Source organism: Clavibacter sp. GW821-FHT01D01, from assembly GCF_059422605.1.
This window is the reverse complement of the sequence record NZ_JBWKXC010000007.1, coordinates 185,042-199,827: the sequence shown is the minus strand read 5'-3', so window position 1 is coordinate 199,827 and position 14,786 is coordinate 185,042. Positions and strand designations below refer to the sequence as shown.

At 75.3% G+C, this 14,786-nt stretch carries 15 protein-coding genes; 6 read left to right on the top strand and 9 right to left on the bottom strand.

Features of this window, described 5'->3' with window-relative positions; all coding sequences use genetic code 11:
* Positions 1-103: 103 nt before the first annotated feature.
* Both AC07VC_RS11280 and AC07VC_RS11275 read right to left on the bottom strand, forming a co-directional pair.
* On the bottom strand, positions 104-1,420 hold the full coding sequence (locus tag AC07VC_RS11280) for a hemolysin family protein (protein ID WP_494675209.1): 1,317 nt from the start codon (positions 1,418-1,420) through the stop codon (positions 104-106).
* Positions 1,417-1,572, bottom strand: coding sequence for a hypothetical protein (locus tag AC07VC_RS11275; protein WP_494675210.1), 156 nt, complete (start codon positions 1,570-1,572; stop codon positions 1,417-1,419). The genes AC07VC_RS11280 and AC07VC_RS11275 overlap by 4 nt, the downstream gene beginning before the upstream one ends.
* A gap of 67 nt (positions 1,573-1,639) precedes the next feature.
* Here AC07VC_RS11275 and AC07VC_RS11270 point away from each other — a divergent pair, with 67 nt between their 5' ends.
* Positions 1,640-2,083 carry a hypothetical protein gene (locus tag AC07VC_RS11270; RefSeq protein WP_494675211.1) on the top strand — a complete coding sequence of 148 codons (444 nt, stop codon included), beginning with the start codon at positions 1,640-1,642 and terminating at the stop codon, positions 2,081-2,083.
* A 22-nt stretch (positions 2,084-2,105) separates the two neighbouring features.
* On the opposite strand, the gene AC07VC_RS11265 is transcribed toward AC07VC_RS11270, so the two are convergent.
* Positions 2,106-3,335 (bottom strand): FAD-dependent monooxygenase, encoded by a 1,230-nt coding sequence (locus tag AC07VC_RS11265; RefSeq protein WP_494675212.1) that lies wholly within the window; start codon positions 3,333-3,335, stop codon positions 2,106-2,108.
* A 110-nt stretch (positions 3,336-3,445) separates the two neighbouring features.
* Between AC07VC_RS11265 and AC07VC_RS11260 the strand changes: the two genes are divergently transcribed.
* Positions 3,446-3,940, top strand: coding sequence for a MarR family winged helix-turn-helix transcriptional regulator (locus tag AC07VC_RS11260; RefSeq protein WP_317231191.1), 495 nt, complete (start codon positions 3,446-3,448; stop codon positions 3,938-3,940).
* 15 nt (positions 3,941-3,955) lie between these two features.
* On the opposite strand, the gene AC07VC_RS11255 is transcribed toward AC07VC_RS11260, so the two are convergent.
* Both AC07VC_RS11255 and AC07VC_RS11250 read right to left on the bottom strand, forming a co-directional pair.
* Positions 3,956-4,789 carry a glycosyltransferase family 2 protein gene (locus AC07VC_RS11255; protein WP_494675213.1) on the bottom strand — a complete coding sequence of 278 codons (834 nt, stop codon included), beginning with the start codon at positions 4,787-4,789 and terminating at the stop codon, positions 3,956-3,958.
* Positions 4,786-7,401 (bottom strand): PIG-L family deacetylase, encoded by a 2,616-nt coding sequence (locus AC07VC_RS11250; protein WP_494675214.1) that lies wholly within the window; start codon positions 7,399-7,401, stop codon positions 4,786-4,788. Before AC07VC_RS11250 ends, AC07VC_RS11255 begins: the two co-directional genes overlap by 4 nt.
* Positions 7,402-7,600: 199 nt before the next feature.
* Between AC07VC_RS11250 and AC07VC_RS11245 the strand changes: the two genes are divergently transcribed.
* Complete coding sequence (locus AC07VC_RS11245; protein ID WP_494675215.1) at positions 7,601-7,891, top strand: hypothetical protein; 291 nt, start codon at positions 7,601-7,603, stop codon at positions 7,889-7,891.
* An 11-nt stretch (positions 7,892-7,902) separates the two neighbouring features.
* Here AC07VC_RS11245 and AC07VC_RS11240 read toward each other — a convergent pair whose 3' ends face one another.
* Together AC07VC_RS11240 and purD are read right to left on the bottom strand one after the other, a co-directional pair.
* Positions 7,903-8,838: a phosphoribosylaminoimidazolesuccinocarboxamide synthase gene (locus tag AC07VC_RS11240; protein WP_494675216.1), complete on the bottom strand. Its 936-nt coding sequence runs from the start codon at positions 8,836-8,838 to the stop codon at positions 7,903-7,905.
* Positions 8,835-10,085, bottom strand: a complete 1,251-nt coding sequence (gene purD, locus AC07VC_RS11235) for a phosphoribosylamine--glycine ligase (protein WP_494675217.1) — start codon at positions 10,083-10,085, stop codon at positions 8,835-8,837. The genes AC07VC_RS11240 and purD overlap by 4 nt, the downstream gene beginning before the upstream one ends.
* 377 nt (positions 10,086-10,462) lie before the next feature.
* Here purD and AC07VC_RS11230 point away from each other — a divergent pair, with 377 nt between their 5' ends.
* A complete protein-coding gene (locus tag AC07VC_RS11230; protein ID WP_494675218.1) occupies positions 10,463-10,843 on the top strand; it encodes a sterol carrier family protein in 381 nt (126 codons plus the stop codon).
* Between the two features lie 125 nt (positions 10,844-10,968).
* Complete coding sequence (locus AC07VC_RS11225) at positions 10,969-11,277, top strand: hypothetical protein (RefSeq protein WP_317230891.1); 309 nt, start codon at positions 10,969-10,971, stop codon at positions 11,275-11,277.
* Positions 11,278-11,487: 210 nt separating this feature from the next.
* On the opposite strand, the gene purF is transcribed toward AC07VC_RS11225, so the two are convergent.
* Positions 11,488-12,948 carry an amidophosphoribosyltransferase gene (gene purF, locus AC07VC_RS11220; protein ID WP_494675219.1) on the bottom strand — a complete coding sequence of 487 codons (1,461 nt, stop codon included), beginning with the start codon at positions 12,946-12,948 and terminating at the stop codon, positions 11,488-11,490.
* Positions 12,949-13,037: 89 nt separating this feature from the next.
* Here purF and purM point away from each other — a divergent pair, with 89 nt between their 5' ends.
* Positions 13,038-14,147: a phosphoribosylformylglycinamidine cyclo-ligase gene (purM, locus tag AC07VC_RS11215; protein ID WP_494675220.1), complete on the top strand. Its 1,110-nt coding sequence runs from the start codon at positions 13,038-13,040 to the stop codon at positions 14,145-14,147.
* A gap of 196 nt (positions 14,148-14,343) precedes the next feature.
* On the opposite strand, the gene AC07VC_RS11210 is transcribed toward purM, so the two are convergent.
* Entirely contained in the window at positions 14,344-14,553 is a 210-nt protein-coding gene (locus AC07VC_RS11210; RefSeq protein WP_012037444.1) for a DUF3073 domain-containing protein, read from the bottom strand.
* Positions 14,554-14,786: the final 233 nt, after the last annotated feature.

The following is a 14,786-nucleotide window of genomic DNA, read 5'->3' as shown; positions in this document are numbered from 1 at the left end:
GCAGAGCGTCACACCCTTCAAGATGCGCAGGAACGGCGAGCGGTCCTGCGCGAAGTCGTAGCTCCACCGCCGGGCCGCGGCGCAGCGGTCCACAGCTGCGCGGCTAGGCGGCGCCGCCGTCCGCCGCGTCCTCGCCCACCGGCTCCTCCCGCGGGATGACGAGGATCTCGGAGATCCGACGCCGGTCGAGCGCCGTCACCTGCAGCGTGACGCCGTCGACCTCGACCGTGTCGCCCACCTGGGCGAGCCGTCCGAGGTTCTCGATGACGAAGCCCGCGACCGTGTCCGACGCGGAGTCGGGGAGCCTCACGCCCGTCGCCTCCTCGAAGTCCTGGAAGTTGAGGCGGCCGTCGATGGTGCCGCCGTCCTCCGCGAGGTCGCGCGCGGCGGAGTCGGTGTCGTACTCGTCGAAGATCTCGCCCACGACCTCCTCCACGAGGTCCTCGAGCGTGACGATGCCGTCGGTGCCGCCGTACTCGTCCACGATCACGGCGATCTGGTGGCCCTCGGCGCGCATCATCGTGAGCGTCGGGAGCACGCGCGCGGTCGCCGGGAGGTAGGGGATCGGGCGGAGGATCTCGGACACGGGCCGGTCGGGGTCCGCCGCGATCGCCTGGTACAGGTCGCGCACGTGGACGAAGCCGATGACGTCGTCGATGCTCTTGTCCATCACGGGATAGCGCGAGTACGGCCGGTCCTGCACGTCGAGGCCCGCCTCGCGGACGGTGCCGGTGCCGTCGAGCGCGGCGATCTCGGGCCGCGGCTTCATGACCTCGCTGAGCTGGCGGTGGCGGAGGGAGAGCACGTCGTCGAGGATCCGGCGCTCGTCGTCCGGGAGGCCCTCGTGGCTGGAGACGATGTCGCGGAGCTCCTCCTCGCTCATCTCCTCGCCGGTCTTGTCCGGGTCGCCGCCGAGGATGCGGACCACCAGGTTCGTCGACACGGACAGCAGCCAGATCACCGGCCGCATGAGGATCGCGAAGCCGTTGAGGACGGGCGCGACGCCGTACGCGAAGGCGGCGTTCCGCTGGATGGCGAGGCGCTTGGGCGCCAGCTCGCCGAGGACCAGCGACAGGTACGCGATCACGAGGGTGAGCGCCAGCGTCGCGATGGTCGAGGCGAGCTGCTCGTCGAGGCCCCACGTCACGAACAGCGGGGCGACCGACGGCGCGATGGACGCGGCGCCGTACGCGGCGGACGCGAAGCCCGCCACGGTGACGCCGATCTGCACCGCGGCGAGGAAGGTGTTGGGGTTCCGGGCGAGCGCGGCGACCTTCTCGCCGCGGCGGCCGCGGGCGGCGAGCGCGTTGAGCTGGCCTTCGCGGAGGGTGACGAGCGCCATCTCGGCCGCGGCGAACACGCCGCCGACGAGGACGAACACGACGACCAGGACGATGTTGAGGAGGAGGTCGCCGTTCACGAGCGGGTGCCGGTCGAGGCGGTGCCGGCCGAGGCGGTGGCGGGGATCCCGTGGACGGGAGCGGTGGCGCGGAGGGTGCGGGGCGTGCCCGGGGTCGTCCGGGCGCCGGGACTGTGGCTGTCGGGAGCAGGCTCCCGTGCGGTTCTGTGCATGGATGGAGGGTAGCGGAGCAGGGTGGGGAAATAGGCGGGCCGACGTCCGTGCCCTAGCGTCGGGAGGATGGACCAGCAGTGGATCGGATCCTGGGGCTGGCTCGCCCTCGCGCTCGTCAACGCCGGCCTCGCGGAGCAGAAGGGCCGGTCGAGGTGGACCTGGTTCCTCGTCTCGCTGCCGCTCGGGCCGATCGCGACGTTCTTCATCGTGACGTGGGAGCGGGCTCCCGCGCGGCCCGTCCGGACGCCGGAGGAGGGGCCGACGAACGGGCTGCTCGCCGTGGGGATCGGCCTCGCGGCCCTGGCGGTCGTCAGCGCCGTGGTGGCGGCGATCGGCGGCGACGCCGACGGGCAGGTGCTCGCGGGCGGCAACGGCAGCGACACCGGCCTGTGGGTGCTCGCGGGCGCGCTCGCCGTGGTGGCCGCGGTCTCCCTGGTGCTCCACGTGCTCGCGCATCGGCGGTGGGCGGCGCTGCGGTCGGCCCCGACGGAGGCGGACGGGTCGCGCTGACGCGTCATCCCGGCTGCGCCCCTCAGCCGCGCAGCCGCGGATAGGCGGCGAGCGTCGGCGCGTGGCGCGCGCTCGTGAGGAGGAATCGGTCGGCCAGGCCGCGCACCGGCCGCGACGCGGCGACCCGCACGGCGCCGCGCATCGCCCTCTGCCCGAGCGCCGACGACGGGTGGCTGAGGCGTGCCCCGCCCGGCGGGAGCCCCTGCGCGCTGTCGGCGTACCGCCGCAGCTGCGCCTCGTAGCGCGCGAACGCGGCCGCGAAGGTGTCCGCGGGATCGGAGAGCGCGCGTCCCAGCTCGCCCGCGAGCACGTGGGCGGCGACGAGGGAGAGGGTCGTGCCCATGCCCGTGGGGCCCGATCCCCAGGCCGCGTCGCCCAGGAGCGCGATGCGTCCCTTCGACCACGTGGACACGATCACCTGCTCCATGCGCTGCGTGTAGAACTCGTCCGGTCGGGCCTGGAATCCGTCGAGGATCCGCTCGACCTGCCAGCCCGTGTCGCGGAAGCGCGCGCGGAGCACGGTCATCTGCGCCGCGAACGGCAGCTGCTCGAACCCGGACGGCTCCGACTCGAACGACAGGCTGGCGCGGATCGTGCCCTCGTCGTCCGGTCGGATGGTGGCGTTCCGCGCGCGGCGTCCCGTGAGGAAGTCCCAGTAGCCGGTGTCGCCGGGGAGCCGGTCGATCGTCCCGTAGGCGATGCTCACGCCGTGGTCGCGGAGCGTGGTCTCCTCGGCGAAGGCCAGCCGGCGCGTGCGGGAGCTGCGGCCCTCGGCGACGAGCAGGAGGTCGTAGCGCTCCCGGGATCCGCTCGCGAGCTCCACGTCGACCCCGGTGGCGTCCTGCCGCGCACCCGTGACGAAGTCGCCGTAGCGGAGCGCGACGTCGTCCCGGACGAGGTCGACGAGGATCCCCGCGAACCGGCCACGTAGGATCTCCACCTCCGCCGTCGGCCCGTCCTCGCCCTCGGCGCGCGGGAACGTGGCGAGGACGCGCCCCTCCTCGTCGACGAAGCGGGTCCCGTCCTCGCCCGTGAGGTTCGCCATGACGACGTCCTCGATGCCCATGCGCCGGAGGACGTCGCGACCGAGGCCGCGCACGTCGATGTTCTGGCCCGCCTGGCGCGGCGCGGCCGAGCGCTCGAGCAGGGTCACGTCGAAGCCCTCGCGGTGCAGGCCCCAGGCGAGCGCCGGTCCGGCGATGCTGGCTCCCGTGACGAGGACCCTCGGGCGGAGGTGGGTGGTGTCGGCCATGCGGTGGTCTCCTCGTGTCGTCGAGCGGATGCGCGATGCCGCGTCCGAGTAGACTCTATGACGTAGATGCTTCATGGTGAAGCAATCGGGTCGACTCGGAGGATCACGACATGTCCCACACCATCGCGGTCCCGGGCGACCGCTCCGAGGTGCTGGAGCGGCTCCGGGACTACACGACCGCGTTCGACGAGTCGGTGCGGCAGCTCGCCGCGGCGCTCGGGCTGCCGACCACCGACACGACGGCGCTCGCCGAGGTGATCTGGGCCGAGACCGCCGACCGGGCGCTGTCGCCGGCCCGCCTGTCGGAACGGCTGCACCTGACGTCGGGGGCCACGACCGCGCTCATCAACCGGCTCGAGGGCGGCGGCCACCTCGAGCGGAGCCGGGAGAGCGCCGACCGGAGGGTGGTCACGCTGCGGTCGAGCGCCGCGACCCGGACGCGCGTGATGGCGATGCTCCAGGGTGCGCAGGCCGACGTCGACCGGGCGCTCGACGGGTTCACCGCCGACCAGCTCCGCACGGCGGCGGAGGTGGTGCGGGCTATCACGGACGGCACCGCGGCGGGGACGCGCGGCATGGGAGGCGACGGCGCGACCCGGAGCTGAGGGGCGGTGGTCCGGTCAGCCTGCGGCGACGCAGGGGCTGTCGCAACCCTCCCTCGCCGCTGCCGCTGCCGCTGCCGCTGCCGCTGCCGCTGCCGCCGACGCCGCCGCCTCCGCCCGCTCGAGCAGCGACACGTGCAGGTAGCCGGCGTATCCGCCGGGCGTCCGGCCGTCGCGCCGGCCGGAGGTCAGCACCTCGCCGGCAGCGGAGGCGGTGACCGTGACGCCGAGGAGGCGGAGCCGGGCGACCAGGTCGACGTCCTCGTGCTCCGCCAGCGCCGGGAAGCCGCCCGCCCGCACGTAGGCGTCGGCGCGCACGCCGAGGTTCGCGCCGTGCACGTGCCCGTTCGCGTGCCCGGGCACCCGCGTCGCGCGCCAGGCGGCGACCTGCGCGGGGCTCAGGGCGTCGAGCTCCGGGCGGACGGTGCCGACGACGACGTCCGTGCCCGCGTCGGCGAGGTCGAGCTGGCTGGTGATCCAGGCGCTGGGCACGACGCTGTCGGCGTCGGTGCACGCGATCCACAGCCGGTCGCGCGTACCGTCCCAGGCGGCGAGCGCCGCGGAGGCGCCGCGGGCGCGGGCGGCGCCCACGCGGCCGTCCCGGCCCTCGATGACCTCCACCCCGGCGGCGCGCGCGACGGACGCCGTGGCGTCGTGGCAGTCGTCGGCGACGAGGATCACGTCGACGCGGATCCCGCGCGCCCGGGCCCGCGCCGCGGCGACCTCCACCGACGCGAGGCAGCGCCCCACGAGGTCCTCCTCGTCCCGCGCCGGGATGACCACCGCGACGGCCTGGACGGCGCGCGCCGTCCCCGTCCGCGCGTCCGGGACCCCGCTCGCGAGGCCGGTCACCGGAGCCCCGTGCGTGCCGCGACCGAGCGGGGATCGGCGGCCAGCACCTCGAGCAGGAAGTCGTCCTCCTCGTGCCGGAGGATGCGCGTCAGCCCGGGGACCGTGGCGAGCCGCGCGTGCACCTCGTCGCCGGACCGGCGGAAGTCGCCCTCGGGGTGCCGCCAGTGGCAGGCGACGAGGGTGCCGGATGCGCCGAGGACCCCGGGCAGGGCGGCGAGGACGCGGTCGAGGGCGGCGTCATCGAGGTAGTACCCGACCTCGCTCATCACGACGAGGTCGAAGGCGCCCTCCGGCCAGTCGGCGCCGACGTCGCGCACCTCCACCTGCACGTGCCGCGCGTCGGCGAGGCGCGCCCGGGCCCGCGCGACGGCCGTCGGCGCGACGTCGACCGCCAGCAGCGCGTCCACGCGCTCGGCGAGGCCCGCGGTCGTCACCCCGATGGAGCACCCGATCTCGAGCGCCCGCCCGTACCGCTCGTCGGGGAGGGCGGCGAGGGTCGCGAGGCGCTTGCGGCGCTCGTACCAGCGGGTGGTGACGCGCCACGGGTCGGCGTCGCGGACGTAGGCGGCGTCGAAGCGGGCGGCGACGGCGTCGGCGTCGGTGTCGGTGTCGGTGTCGGTGACGGCGGTCGAGGGCGCGGCCGGGGGTGCGGGCGTCGGCACGATGAGGACCTCCCGGTCCCGGTCCGCGTTCCGCAGATACCCCGCCTGCAGCACCGCGCGGTCCTCGGGTGCGGGGGAGAGCGGGCGCACCTGGCTCGCGTGCGCCGCGACCGCCGCGCGCTTGGCGGTCCGCGTCGCCGCGTCCAGCGGAAGCGCCCGGAGGTCGGCCCAGGGGACGCGCGGGTCGTCGGGCGTCGCCCAGTGCCACATCCACACGGGGTACTCCACCAGCCGGATCCCGCGCTCGACCGGCAGGCCCGCCACCAGCTCCGCCACGACCTCGCCGACGACGCGGTGGTCGCGATGGCCGTCGCCCCGCCAGGGCGCGGCGACCCAGGTGCCGGGTGCCGCGTCGTCGAGCAGCGCGGCGAGGTCGGCGCGCACCGCCTCGCGGCGCTCGCGGACCCGGCCGTCGGGGTGCTCGAGCAGGGACAGCGCGCTGCCGGGCGCCACGGCGTCGAGGGCGGTGCGGGCCTCGACCCGCCGGACGGCCGCGATCGCCTCGGGCGACCGCGTGGGCGATCCCGGGTGCGACGCCGCCCCGTCGGTCACGATGGCGAGGCGCACGGGCACCCCCCGGGCGTGCGCGGCGGCGAGCAGCCCGGCCGCGCCGATCGACTCGTCGTCCGCGTGCGCGGACACGACCAGGAGGCCGGCCATCCCGTCGAGGTCGACGCGGGCGACGGCGTCCCAGCGGGGATCCGCGGCCCAGGCGTCGGCGTCCGTCCCGGGGTCCCGCGCGTCGAACGCGATGCGCGGAGCGCCGTCCGCGTCCGCCGCGGACGCCGCGCGTCCTGCCGCCTCCGCGAGCGCCCCGCCCAGCGAGGCGTCGTCGCGCTCCGCGTGGTGCTGCCGCACGTAGAGCCCGAGGTCGGCGACGCGCTTGGCGTGCTCCGGATCCTGCGCGAGGGGCGCGGGCCCGAGGGCGTGCGCGGTCCGCGTGAGCGCCTCCTCGACCGCGCGCGCCACGACGGCGCGCACCCGCTTGGCGAGCAGCCGTCCGGCCTCGCCCTCCGCGAGCCCGCCGTCGACCAGCGCCGCGGCCTCGGCGAGGGACGCGCGCGCGCCGTCGAGGGCCGCGTCCACGGCGCCGAGGTGCATGAGCAGCAGCCGGTCGGCCCCGGGGCGGGAGGCGGCGCCGAGCAGGGTGCGCGCGAGGCCGACCGCTCCGCCGTACCAGCAGGCGGCGACCCCGATCCCGCCCCAGTGGAACCCCGGACGCTCCAGGTACCAGCCGGGATCCCCGACGCGCCGGGCGGGCACGCCCGCCAGGCGCAGCGGTCCGCTCGGCACCTCCGTGAGCCCGCGGGCCGCCCACGCATCGGGCACGACCTCCACGCCGGGCCGGCGGAGGTCGACCGCGTAGAGCCCGCGCGTCCCGTCCGCGACGGCCGCCGTGATCAGCGCGTGCGTCAGCGACCCGGCGAGCGAGCACCACGGCTTCGTCCCCGTGAGCAGCACCCGGTCCGGTCCTGCGGCGGCGTCGGCCTCCGCGCGGAGCGGATCCCCGCCGCCCTCGGCCGCGAACACGCCCCACGTCGCCGCGGGGTCGCGCCGGTCGATCGCGCGGGCGACGACCGCCCCGCCGGTCGCAGCGCGCTCCTGGTCGAGGATCGCCAGCGCGTCGAGGTGCGGCTCGACGGTCCGCGCGAGGCCGAGGTCGGCCGCCGCGAGGGTCGCGAGGGCCTCCCAGAGGTCGCGGGTGCGTCCATCGCCGGGGCGGGCGCCGTCGTCGCCGAGGGCGACCGCGAGCGCGAGGGCCCGCTCCGTGGGCCAGGTCGGCTGCACCGGGCATGCGGCGAGCGCCTCCAGGACCCGCGCGACGGCCGCGCCGGGGGCGTCCTGCGCGGGCGACACGGCGCCGGCCGCGAGGCGGACGCGCGCCGGGGCGCGGATGGCGGCAGGGGAGGGGACGGGCTGGGGACCGGAAGGCACGGGAGGGGGAGCCACTTCGTCAAGGGGATTGACCGGACGGGATCCGGCCTGCTCCTCGAACCTACAAGCGTCGGAGCGCCGTCGCCCACCGCGGATGCGGGTTCGCAGGCCGGCGACGCTCCGCGCGCGGATCCCCCGGCCGGGGCGATGTGCGACCCTGGCGGCAGTGCCGGGGCGCGATCCGCACCGGGCACGCATCCAGGAGGGGACCACCATGCAGGACCGCACCGACGAGCACGGCGACGCGCACGCCCCGGAGCCGACGGCGACGAGCCCGTCCGAGGCGCAGGCCCCCGACGCGCCCGACCCCGACGCGCACGCCCCCGAGGCGCAGGACCCCGACGCGCACGCCCCCGAGGCGGTCGAGGAGTTCGAGCGCCTGGCAGTGCTGCGCATGGGCGGGGAGGACCTCGAGGGCGCCCTCGACGGGCTGCCCGGCGAGGAGGCCCGCGACGTCGCCGAGGTCGCGATCGACCGCGTCGTCCGCAGCTACGAGGACCTGTAGGGGCCCCGCGGCTACCGGCCAGTCAGCCGCGCGATGAGCTCGCGGTACCGCTCGGCCGTCCGCTCGACGATCTCCTGCGGCAGCACCGGCGGCGTGCCGGTCCTGTCCCAGTTCGCGCTGAGCCAGTCGCGCACGATCTGCTTGTCGAAGCTGTCGGTGCGGTTGCCGGTCGCGTAGGCCTCGGCGTCCCAGTACCTGGACGAGTCGCTCGTGAGCACCTCGTCGGCCAGCGTCGTGGTCCCGGTGCGCGGGTCGATGCCGAACTCGAGCTTCGTGTCGGCGAGGATCACGCCGCGCTCCTCGGCCACGGCCGCCGCGCGGCGGTAGACGTCGAGGGAGAGGTCGCGCAGCCGGGCCGCCTCCTCGTGGCCGACGAGCTCCTCGGTGCGCGCGAAGGTGATGTTCTCGTCGTGCTGGCCCTGCGGCGCCTTCCAGGCGGGCGTGTAGATCGGCTCCGGGAGCCGGTCGCCCTGCTGCAGCCCGGCCGGGAGCGGGATGCCGCACACGGTGCCGTGCTCCCGGTACTCCTCCCAGCCGGATCCGGCGAGGTAGCCGCGCACCACGCACTCGATGGGCAGCATCTCGAGCACCCGGCACAGCATCGAGCGGCCCCGCACGGGCTCCGGGATGCCGATGCGGTCGAGCGTCGCCGCGTCGACGAGGTGGTTCGGCACGTCGAGGCGGTCGAACCACCAGAGGCTGAGCTGCGTGAGGAGCTCGCCCTTGCCGGGGATGCCCGGCTCGAGCGCGAAGTCGTAGGCGCTCACGCGGTCCGTCGCGACGACGAGCACGTGCGGCTCGCCCTCGAGCGCCCGGTCCTCCGTGTCGTCGATCCGCGGGCTGAACAGCTCGCGCACCTTGCCCGAGTAGGCGTGCTCCCAGCCCGGCAGCTCCCAGTCGGAGGCGTGACCGGCGGGGACGGCGCCCGCGGGGGTCGCGGCGCTCACCGGATCACCTGCGCCGCGATGTCGGTGCGGTGCTGCGACCCGTCGAGCGAGATGCGCCCCACGGCCTCGTACACCCGCGATCGCGCCTCCTCGAAGCCGGCGCCGGTCGCGACGACGCTCAGCACCCGGCCGCCCGTGGCGACGAGCCCGGCGTCCGACGCGGTGGTGGCGGCGTGGGCCACGCTCACGCCCTCGACGCGCTCGGCGTCCTCGAGGCCCGTGATGACGCGTCCCGTCCGCGGCGACTCCGGGTAGCCCTCGCTCGCGAGGACGACCGTGACGGCGACCTCGTCGGAGAACTCGGGGCGCGGCACGCCGCCGAGCTCGCCGGAGGCCGCGGCGAGCAGCAGCTGCGAGAGCGGCGTGACGAGGCGGGGCAGCACGACCTGCGTCTCCGGGTCCCCGAAGCGCGCGTTGAACTCGATGACCCGGATCCCGTCCGAGGTGAGGATGAGGCCGCAGTAGAGCAGGCCGATGAACGGCGTCTGCTCCGCGGCGAGCCGGCGCACGGTCGGGAGCGCGATGGTGTCGATGACCTCGTCGACGAAGCCGGCGGGCAGCCACGGCAGCGGCGAGTAGGCGCCCATGCCGCCGGTGTTCGGTCCCGCGTCGCCGTCGCCGAGGCGCTTGTAGTCCTGCGCGGGGGAGAGGGGGAGCACGTCGTGCCCGTCCGCGAGGAGGAACAGCGACACCTCCTGCCCGGCGAGGAACTCCTCGACGAGCACGGTGCCCTGGTCGAGGTAGTGGCGGGCGTGCTGCAGGGCGAGGGTGCGGTCGGCGGTGACCAGCACGCCCTTCCCGGCGGCGAGGCCGTCGGCCTTGATGACGTACGGCGCGCCGTACTCGTCGAGCGCCGCCTCGACCTCGTCGAGGGTGCCCGCCTGGGCGGCGCGGCCCGTGGGGACGCCGGCCTCCTCCATCACGCGCTTCGCGAACGTCTTGGACCCCTCGAGCGCGGCGGCGGCCCGACCCGGCCCGAACACGGGGACGCCGCGGGTGCGCAGCGCGTCGGCGACCCCGGCGACCAGCGGCGCCTCGGGGCCGACGACCACGAGCTCGAAGCCCTCGCCGAGGGCGTGCTCCGCGACGACCACCGGGTCCTCGATGTCCATCTGCACGACGCGCACGACGCGGGCGATGCCGGCGTTGCCGGGGGCCGCGACGATGTCGTGCCCGGTGTCCTCGCGGAGCAGGGCCGTGACGATGGCGTGCTCGCGCGCACCGGAACCGAGTACCAGGATCTTCACGCCCCCACCCTATCGACGGAGGGCCCGCCGACCCCGGCATGCGGCGGCGTCCGCGGCGGGCGGCGGGCTCCGTCCGGGGGAGCGCCGGCGGCGGACGGGAGGCCGACCCGCCGCGGGAACGGGTCGGGTCGGCTCCCTGCCTCGTCCGGCGTTCTTCGGGTCCGCCGGGAGGCTCGTCGTCCGGGCCCTCCCGGCGCCGGGGAGGCGCGGGAGGGAGGACGTCCTGCCGTGCCGGGCGGGTCGTGTCACCTCCCGGCACTTCCATACACGGTAATGGATGTCCCCCTAAATGCGGACACGACGCACCGCCCCACTTGGAGGGGTGCCGCGCGGGCCGCCGGGCCTCCGCGCCCGCGTCGCTCTGGCATCCTGGGGGCATGGCCAAGGCGCGCATCCACCCCACCGTCGGACAGCCCGCCGTGCGGCGGGCGCTCGCCGAGGGGCAGGACGCCGACCGCGAGACGCGGGCCACGGCGGTCCGGTTCCTGCTGCAGTCGCTGGCCGACCTCGCCCCCGGCGGCACGGTCGAGGTGCGGGTGCCGCCCTTCGGCGCCGTGCAGTGCATCGAGGGCCCGGGCCACACGCGCGGCACGCCCCCGAACGTGATCGAGACCGACCCGGCCACCTGGATCGCGCTCGCCACCGGCGGCACGAGCTGGGACGCGGGCGTGGAGGCCGGCGCCGTGCGCGCCTCGGGGCTCCGCGCGGATCTGCGCGGCCTCCTCCCCGTGCCCTGGCAGCTGCCCGCCGACCGCTGAGCCTGCCGACCGCTGGGCCGTGGACCGCGGGGCGCCGGATCGCGGCGCGTCCGACGACCTGACGCGCGCCTGAGCGCCGGGCTCTCCGTTCGCCGCCGGTCCATGGCCCGGGGGAGAATGGACGCATGACCGACGCCCGACCCCAGCCCGACGACGAGCGCCGCACCGAGGTCCTCGTGCGGCGGTCCCCCCGCTACTTCCGCTTCATGGGCGTCGGCGCCGTGCTCGGCCTCATCGTCGCGATGGTGCTCACGCTGACGTTCCCGCCGAACCCGGAGTTCTCCGAGGCCCAGGTGCTGGCGTTCCTGGCGCTGTTCGCCGTCGTCCTCTTCGGCGGGATCGCCGCGCTCCTCGCGCTGGCCCTCGACCGCGCGGCCTCGCGCCGCTCCCGCGTGCTCACCGCCGAGCGCGAGCGCGGCGAGCCCGGCGCCTGACCGGGCCGGGCGCCTGACCGGGCCGGGCGCCTGACCGAGCCGGGCGTCTGACCGAGCCGGGCGTCTGACCGAGCCCGGGCGTCTGACCGAGCCCGGCGTCTGACCGAGCCCGGCGTCATGGCTTGCCGGCACCGGACGCCGATCCGGCGATCACCACGCAGCACCCCGCGTCGGGCGCCGCGAGCCGTGCCAGGACCGGCACCGCTCCGGTCAGCTGAGCTGCGTGCGCTCCAGCCACGAGAGGTACTCCGGCGTGACGTTGCCGGTGATGTACTCGCCCGTGAAGCAGCTCATCTCGAGGTCCTCGACGCCGGTCGAGCCCTCGATGATGGCGTCGCGCATGTCCGCGACCTCCTGGTAGATGAGGTGGTTGGCCCCGAGCTCCTGCGCGATCTCGGGGATCCTGCGCCCGTGGGCGATGAGCTCCTCGCGCGACGGCATGTTGATGCCGTAGACGTGCGGGTAGCGCACCGGGGGAGCCGCCGAGGTGAAGGTCACCTTGTTCGCCCCGGCCTGCCGGGCCATCGTCACGATCTCGCGGCTCGTCGTGCCGCGCACGATGGAGTCGTCGACGATGAGGATGTTCTTGCCCCGGAACTCCGAGCTCATCGCGTTGAGCTTCTGCCGCACCGACTTCTTGCGCTGCGCCTGCCCCGGCATGATGAACGTCCGCCCGACGTAGCGGTTCTTGTAGAAGCCCTCGCGGTACTCGATGCCGAGCGTCTGCGCGACCTGCATGGCCGATGGCCGCGAGGAGTCCGGGATGGGCATGACCACGTCGATGTCGCCCGCCGGGCTGTGCTCGGCGATGGTCGCCGCGAGCCGGTTGCCCATGCGCAGGCGTGCGTCGTACACGCTGATGCCCGACATGACGGAGTCGGGGCGCGCCAGGTACACGAACTCGAAGGCGCAGGGGATGAGGCGCGGCGTCGGGTGGCACTGCCGCGCGTGCATCTCGCCGTCCATGGTGATGAAGACCGCCTCGCCGGGCGCCACGTCGCGCACGATCTCGTAGCCGAGCGACTCCATGACGAGCGACTCGCTCGCCACGACCCACTCCATGCGGCCGCCCGCGAGCTCGCGGCGGCCCAGGGTGAGCGGGCGGATCCCGAACGGGTCACGGAACGCGAGCATGCCGTGCCCCGCGATCATCGCGACGGAGGCGTAGGAGCCCTGGACGCGCTCGTGCACGCGCTCGACGGCGGTGAACACCTGCTCGGGATCGAGCGCGAGGCCCGACACCTGCGACTGCAGCTCGTGCGCGAGGACGTTGACGAGCAGCTCGGTGTCGGAGCTCGTGTTGGTGTGGCGGCGGTCGACGTGGAAGAGCTCCTGCGCCAGCTCCCGCGTGTTCGTCAGGTTGCCGTTGTGGACGAGGACGATGCCGTACGGCGCGTTCACGTAGAAGGGCTGGGCCTCGTCCTCGTCGGCGGCGCTGCCCCGGGTCGCGTACCGCACGTGCCCGAGGCCCATGGTGCCGAGCAGCGCGCGCATGTCGCGGGTGCGGAAGGCCTCGCGGACCTGGCCGCTGAGCTTCTTCACATGGAAGGTGTTGCCCTCCGCCGTGGCGATGCCGGTGGAGTCCTGACCGCGGTGCTGCAGGAGCAGGAGGCTGTCGTAGACGAGTTGGTTGACGGGTTCGGACGATACGACGCCGACGATGCCGCACATGCTTCGGCTGACTCCTGAAGAGTAGAAGAGGTGGGGGAGCGGCCAGTCTCCCACACGGGAGCGGGGCGGTCGGCCGGTACTCTGTCCCGGTGACCACCAAGAGCTCGTATGCAGAGGCCGGCGTCGACACGGAGGCCGGCGATCTCGCGGTCCAGCTGATGAAGGACGCGGTGTCGCGCACCCACGGCCCCGAGGTCATCGGCGGGTTCGGCGGCTTCGCCGGGCTGTTCGACGCGAGCGCCCTCACGCGCTTCCGCCACCCGCTCCTCGCCACCTCCACGGACGGCGTGGGCACGAAGGTCGCCATCGCCCAGGCGATCGACAAGCACGACACCATCGGGCAGGACCTGGTGGGCATGGTCGTCGACGACATCGTCGTGGTCGGCGCCCGGCCCCTCTTCATGACGGACTACATCGCGTGCGGCCGCGTCGTGCCGGCCCGCATCGCCGACATCGTCGCCAGCATCGCCCGCGCCTGCTCGGACACCGGCACCGCGCTCGTCGGCGGGGAGACGGCCGAGCATCCCGGCCTCCTCGGACCGGACGACTACGACGTCGCGGGTGCCGCGGTCGGCGCCGTCGAGGCCGACCGGGTCCTGGGGGCGGAGCGCGTGCGCGACGGCGACGTCGTGCTGGCGCTCGCGTCGAGCGGCCTGCACAGCAACGGCTTCTCGCTCGTCCGCCACATCCTCGCGTCCGCCGGCATCGGCTTCGGCGACACCTCCGCCGAGCTCGGCGGGGTCGTGGGCGAGGTGCTCCTCGAGCCCACCCGCCTCTACACGACGCCCCTGCTCGACGTGCTCGCGCAGCCGGAGCTCGGTCCGGGCGTGCACGCCATCAGCCACGTCACCGGGGGCGGCATCGCCGCCAACCTCGCGCGCGTCCTCCCGCGCGGCTCGTTCAGCGAGCTGGAGCGCTCCACCTGGTCGCCGCCCGCGGTGTTCCGGGCGCTGGCGGGCATCGCCGGCTCGACGCTCGAGAGCGCCGAGGGCACCTGGAACCTCGGCATCGGCATGATCGCCGTCGTCGACGCCGCGGCCGCGGACGGCATCGCGCGCGCGCTGACGGCCGCGGGGATCCCGACGTGGGAGGCGGGGCGCGTGACCGTCGGCGACGCCCCCGTCGGCGCCGGGTTCGAGCAGGGCGCCAAGGGCGTCGACGGCGGGGCCGTGCGGCTCACGGGCGCCTACCGCGCCTGATCCGGCTCCTGCGGCTCGTGCCCGAGCGCCTCGAGCGGTCGGCGCGGGGACGCCTGCGGGCGACCCACCTGCGCCGTGCGCGGACGCCCGGGAGCGCTTCGCCCGCGCGGCGCGCGGATGCACCGGGCGCACGTGAACGGACCCGCCTCACCAGGAGACGGGTCCGATGCGCGGCCGGCGCGAGCCGGCGGCGGGGTCAGGCGCGCTTCTGCTCGTCGCCCGGGACGTAGGCGTCCGGCTCGTCGGCGTACTCGTCCCACTTGGCGGCCTCGGCCGCGTACTGCTCGTCGACCGCCCCGTGGGTGGTCAGCTCGCGCTCCAGCTGGGTGTAGTCCACATTGGGACTGAACGACTTCAGCTCTCGCGCGATCTTGGTGTGCTTAGCTTTTTGACGGCCGCGCCCCATGCGAGACCCCCTCACGACTCAGGCCCCGACGGGCGGTGACAACGCTGGATGCAGCGGACAGGGATTGGAGAAAACCTAGGGGCTACCCTAACATGTGGCCCTCGTCGTCCCGGGCGTGTCCTCCTCGTCCGGACGGCCTGCGGGAGCCGTCCCCGTCGCGGTCCGGAGCGTGGATCCCCGGGAGGCCGGGCGCGGACCCGGGCGTCCCCGGAGCCGCGAATCCGCTGAGACCC

Coding starts and splice junctions, on each gene's coding strand:
- AC07VC_RS11275 (WP_494675210.1), bottom strand. CDS start 1,572: ATGCACAGAACCGCACGGGAGCCTGCTCCCGACAGCCACAGTCCCGGC.
- AC07VC_RS11270 (WP_494675211.1), top strand. CDS start 1,640: ATGGACCAGCAGTGGATCGGATCCTGGGGCTGGCTCGCCCTCGCGCTC.
- AC07VC_RS11265 (WP_494675212.1), bottom strand. CDS start 3,335: ATGGCCGACACCACCCACCTCCGCCCGAGGGTCCTCGTCACGGGAGCC.
- AC07VC_RS11260 (WP_317231191.1), top strand. CDS start 3,446: ATGTCCCACACCATCGCGGTCCCGGGCGACCGCTCCGAGGTGCTGGAG.
- AC07VC_RS11245 (WP_494675215.1), top strand. CDS start 7,601: ATGCAGGACCGCACCGACGAGCACGGCGACGCGCACGCCCCGGAGCCG.
- AC07VC_RS11230 (WP_494675218.1), top strand. CDS start 10,463: ATGGCCAAGGCGCGCATCCACCCCACCGTCGGACAGCCCGCCGTGCGG.
- AC07VC_RS11225 (WP_317230891.1), top strand. CDS start 10,969: ATGACCGACGCCCGACCCCAGCCCGACGACGAGCGCCGCACCGAGGTC.
- purF (WP_494675219.1), bottom strand. CDS start 12,948: ATGTGCGGCATCGTCGGCGTCGTATCGTCCGAACCCGTCAACCAACTC.
- AC07VC_RS11210 (WP_012037444.1), bottom strand. CDS start 14,553: ATGGGGCGCGGCCGTCAAAAAGCTAAGCACACCAAGATCGCGCGAGAG.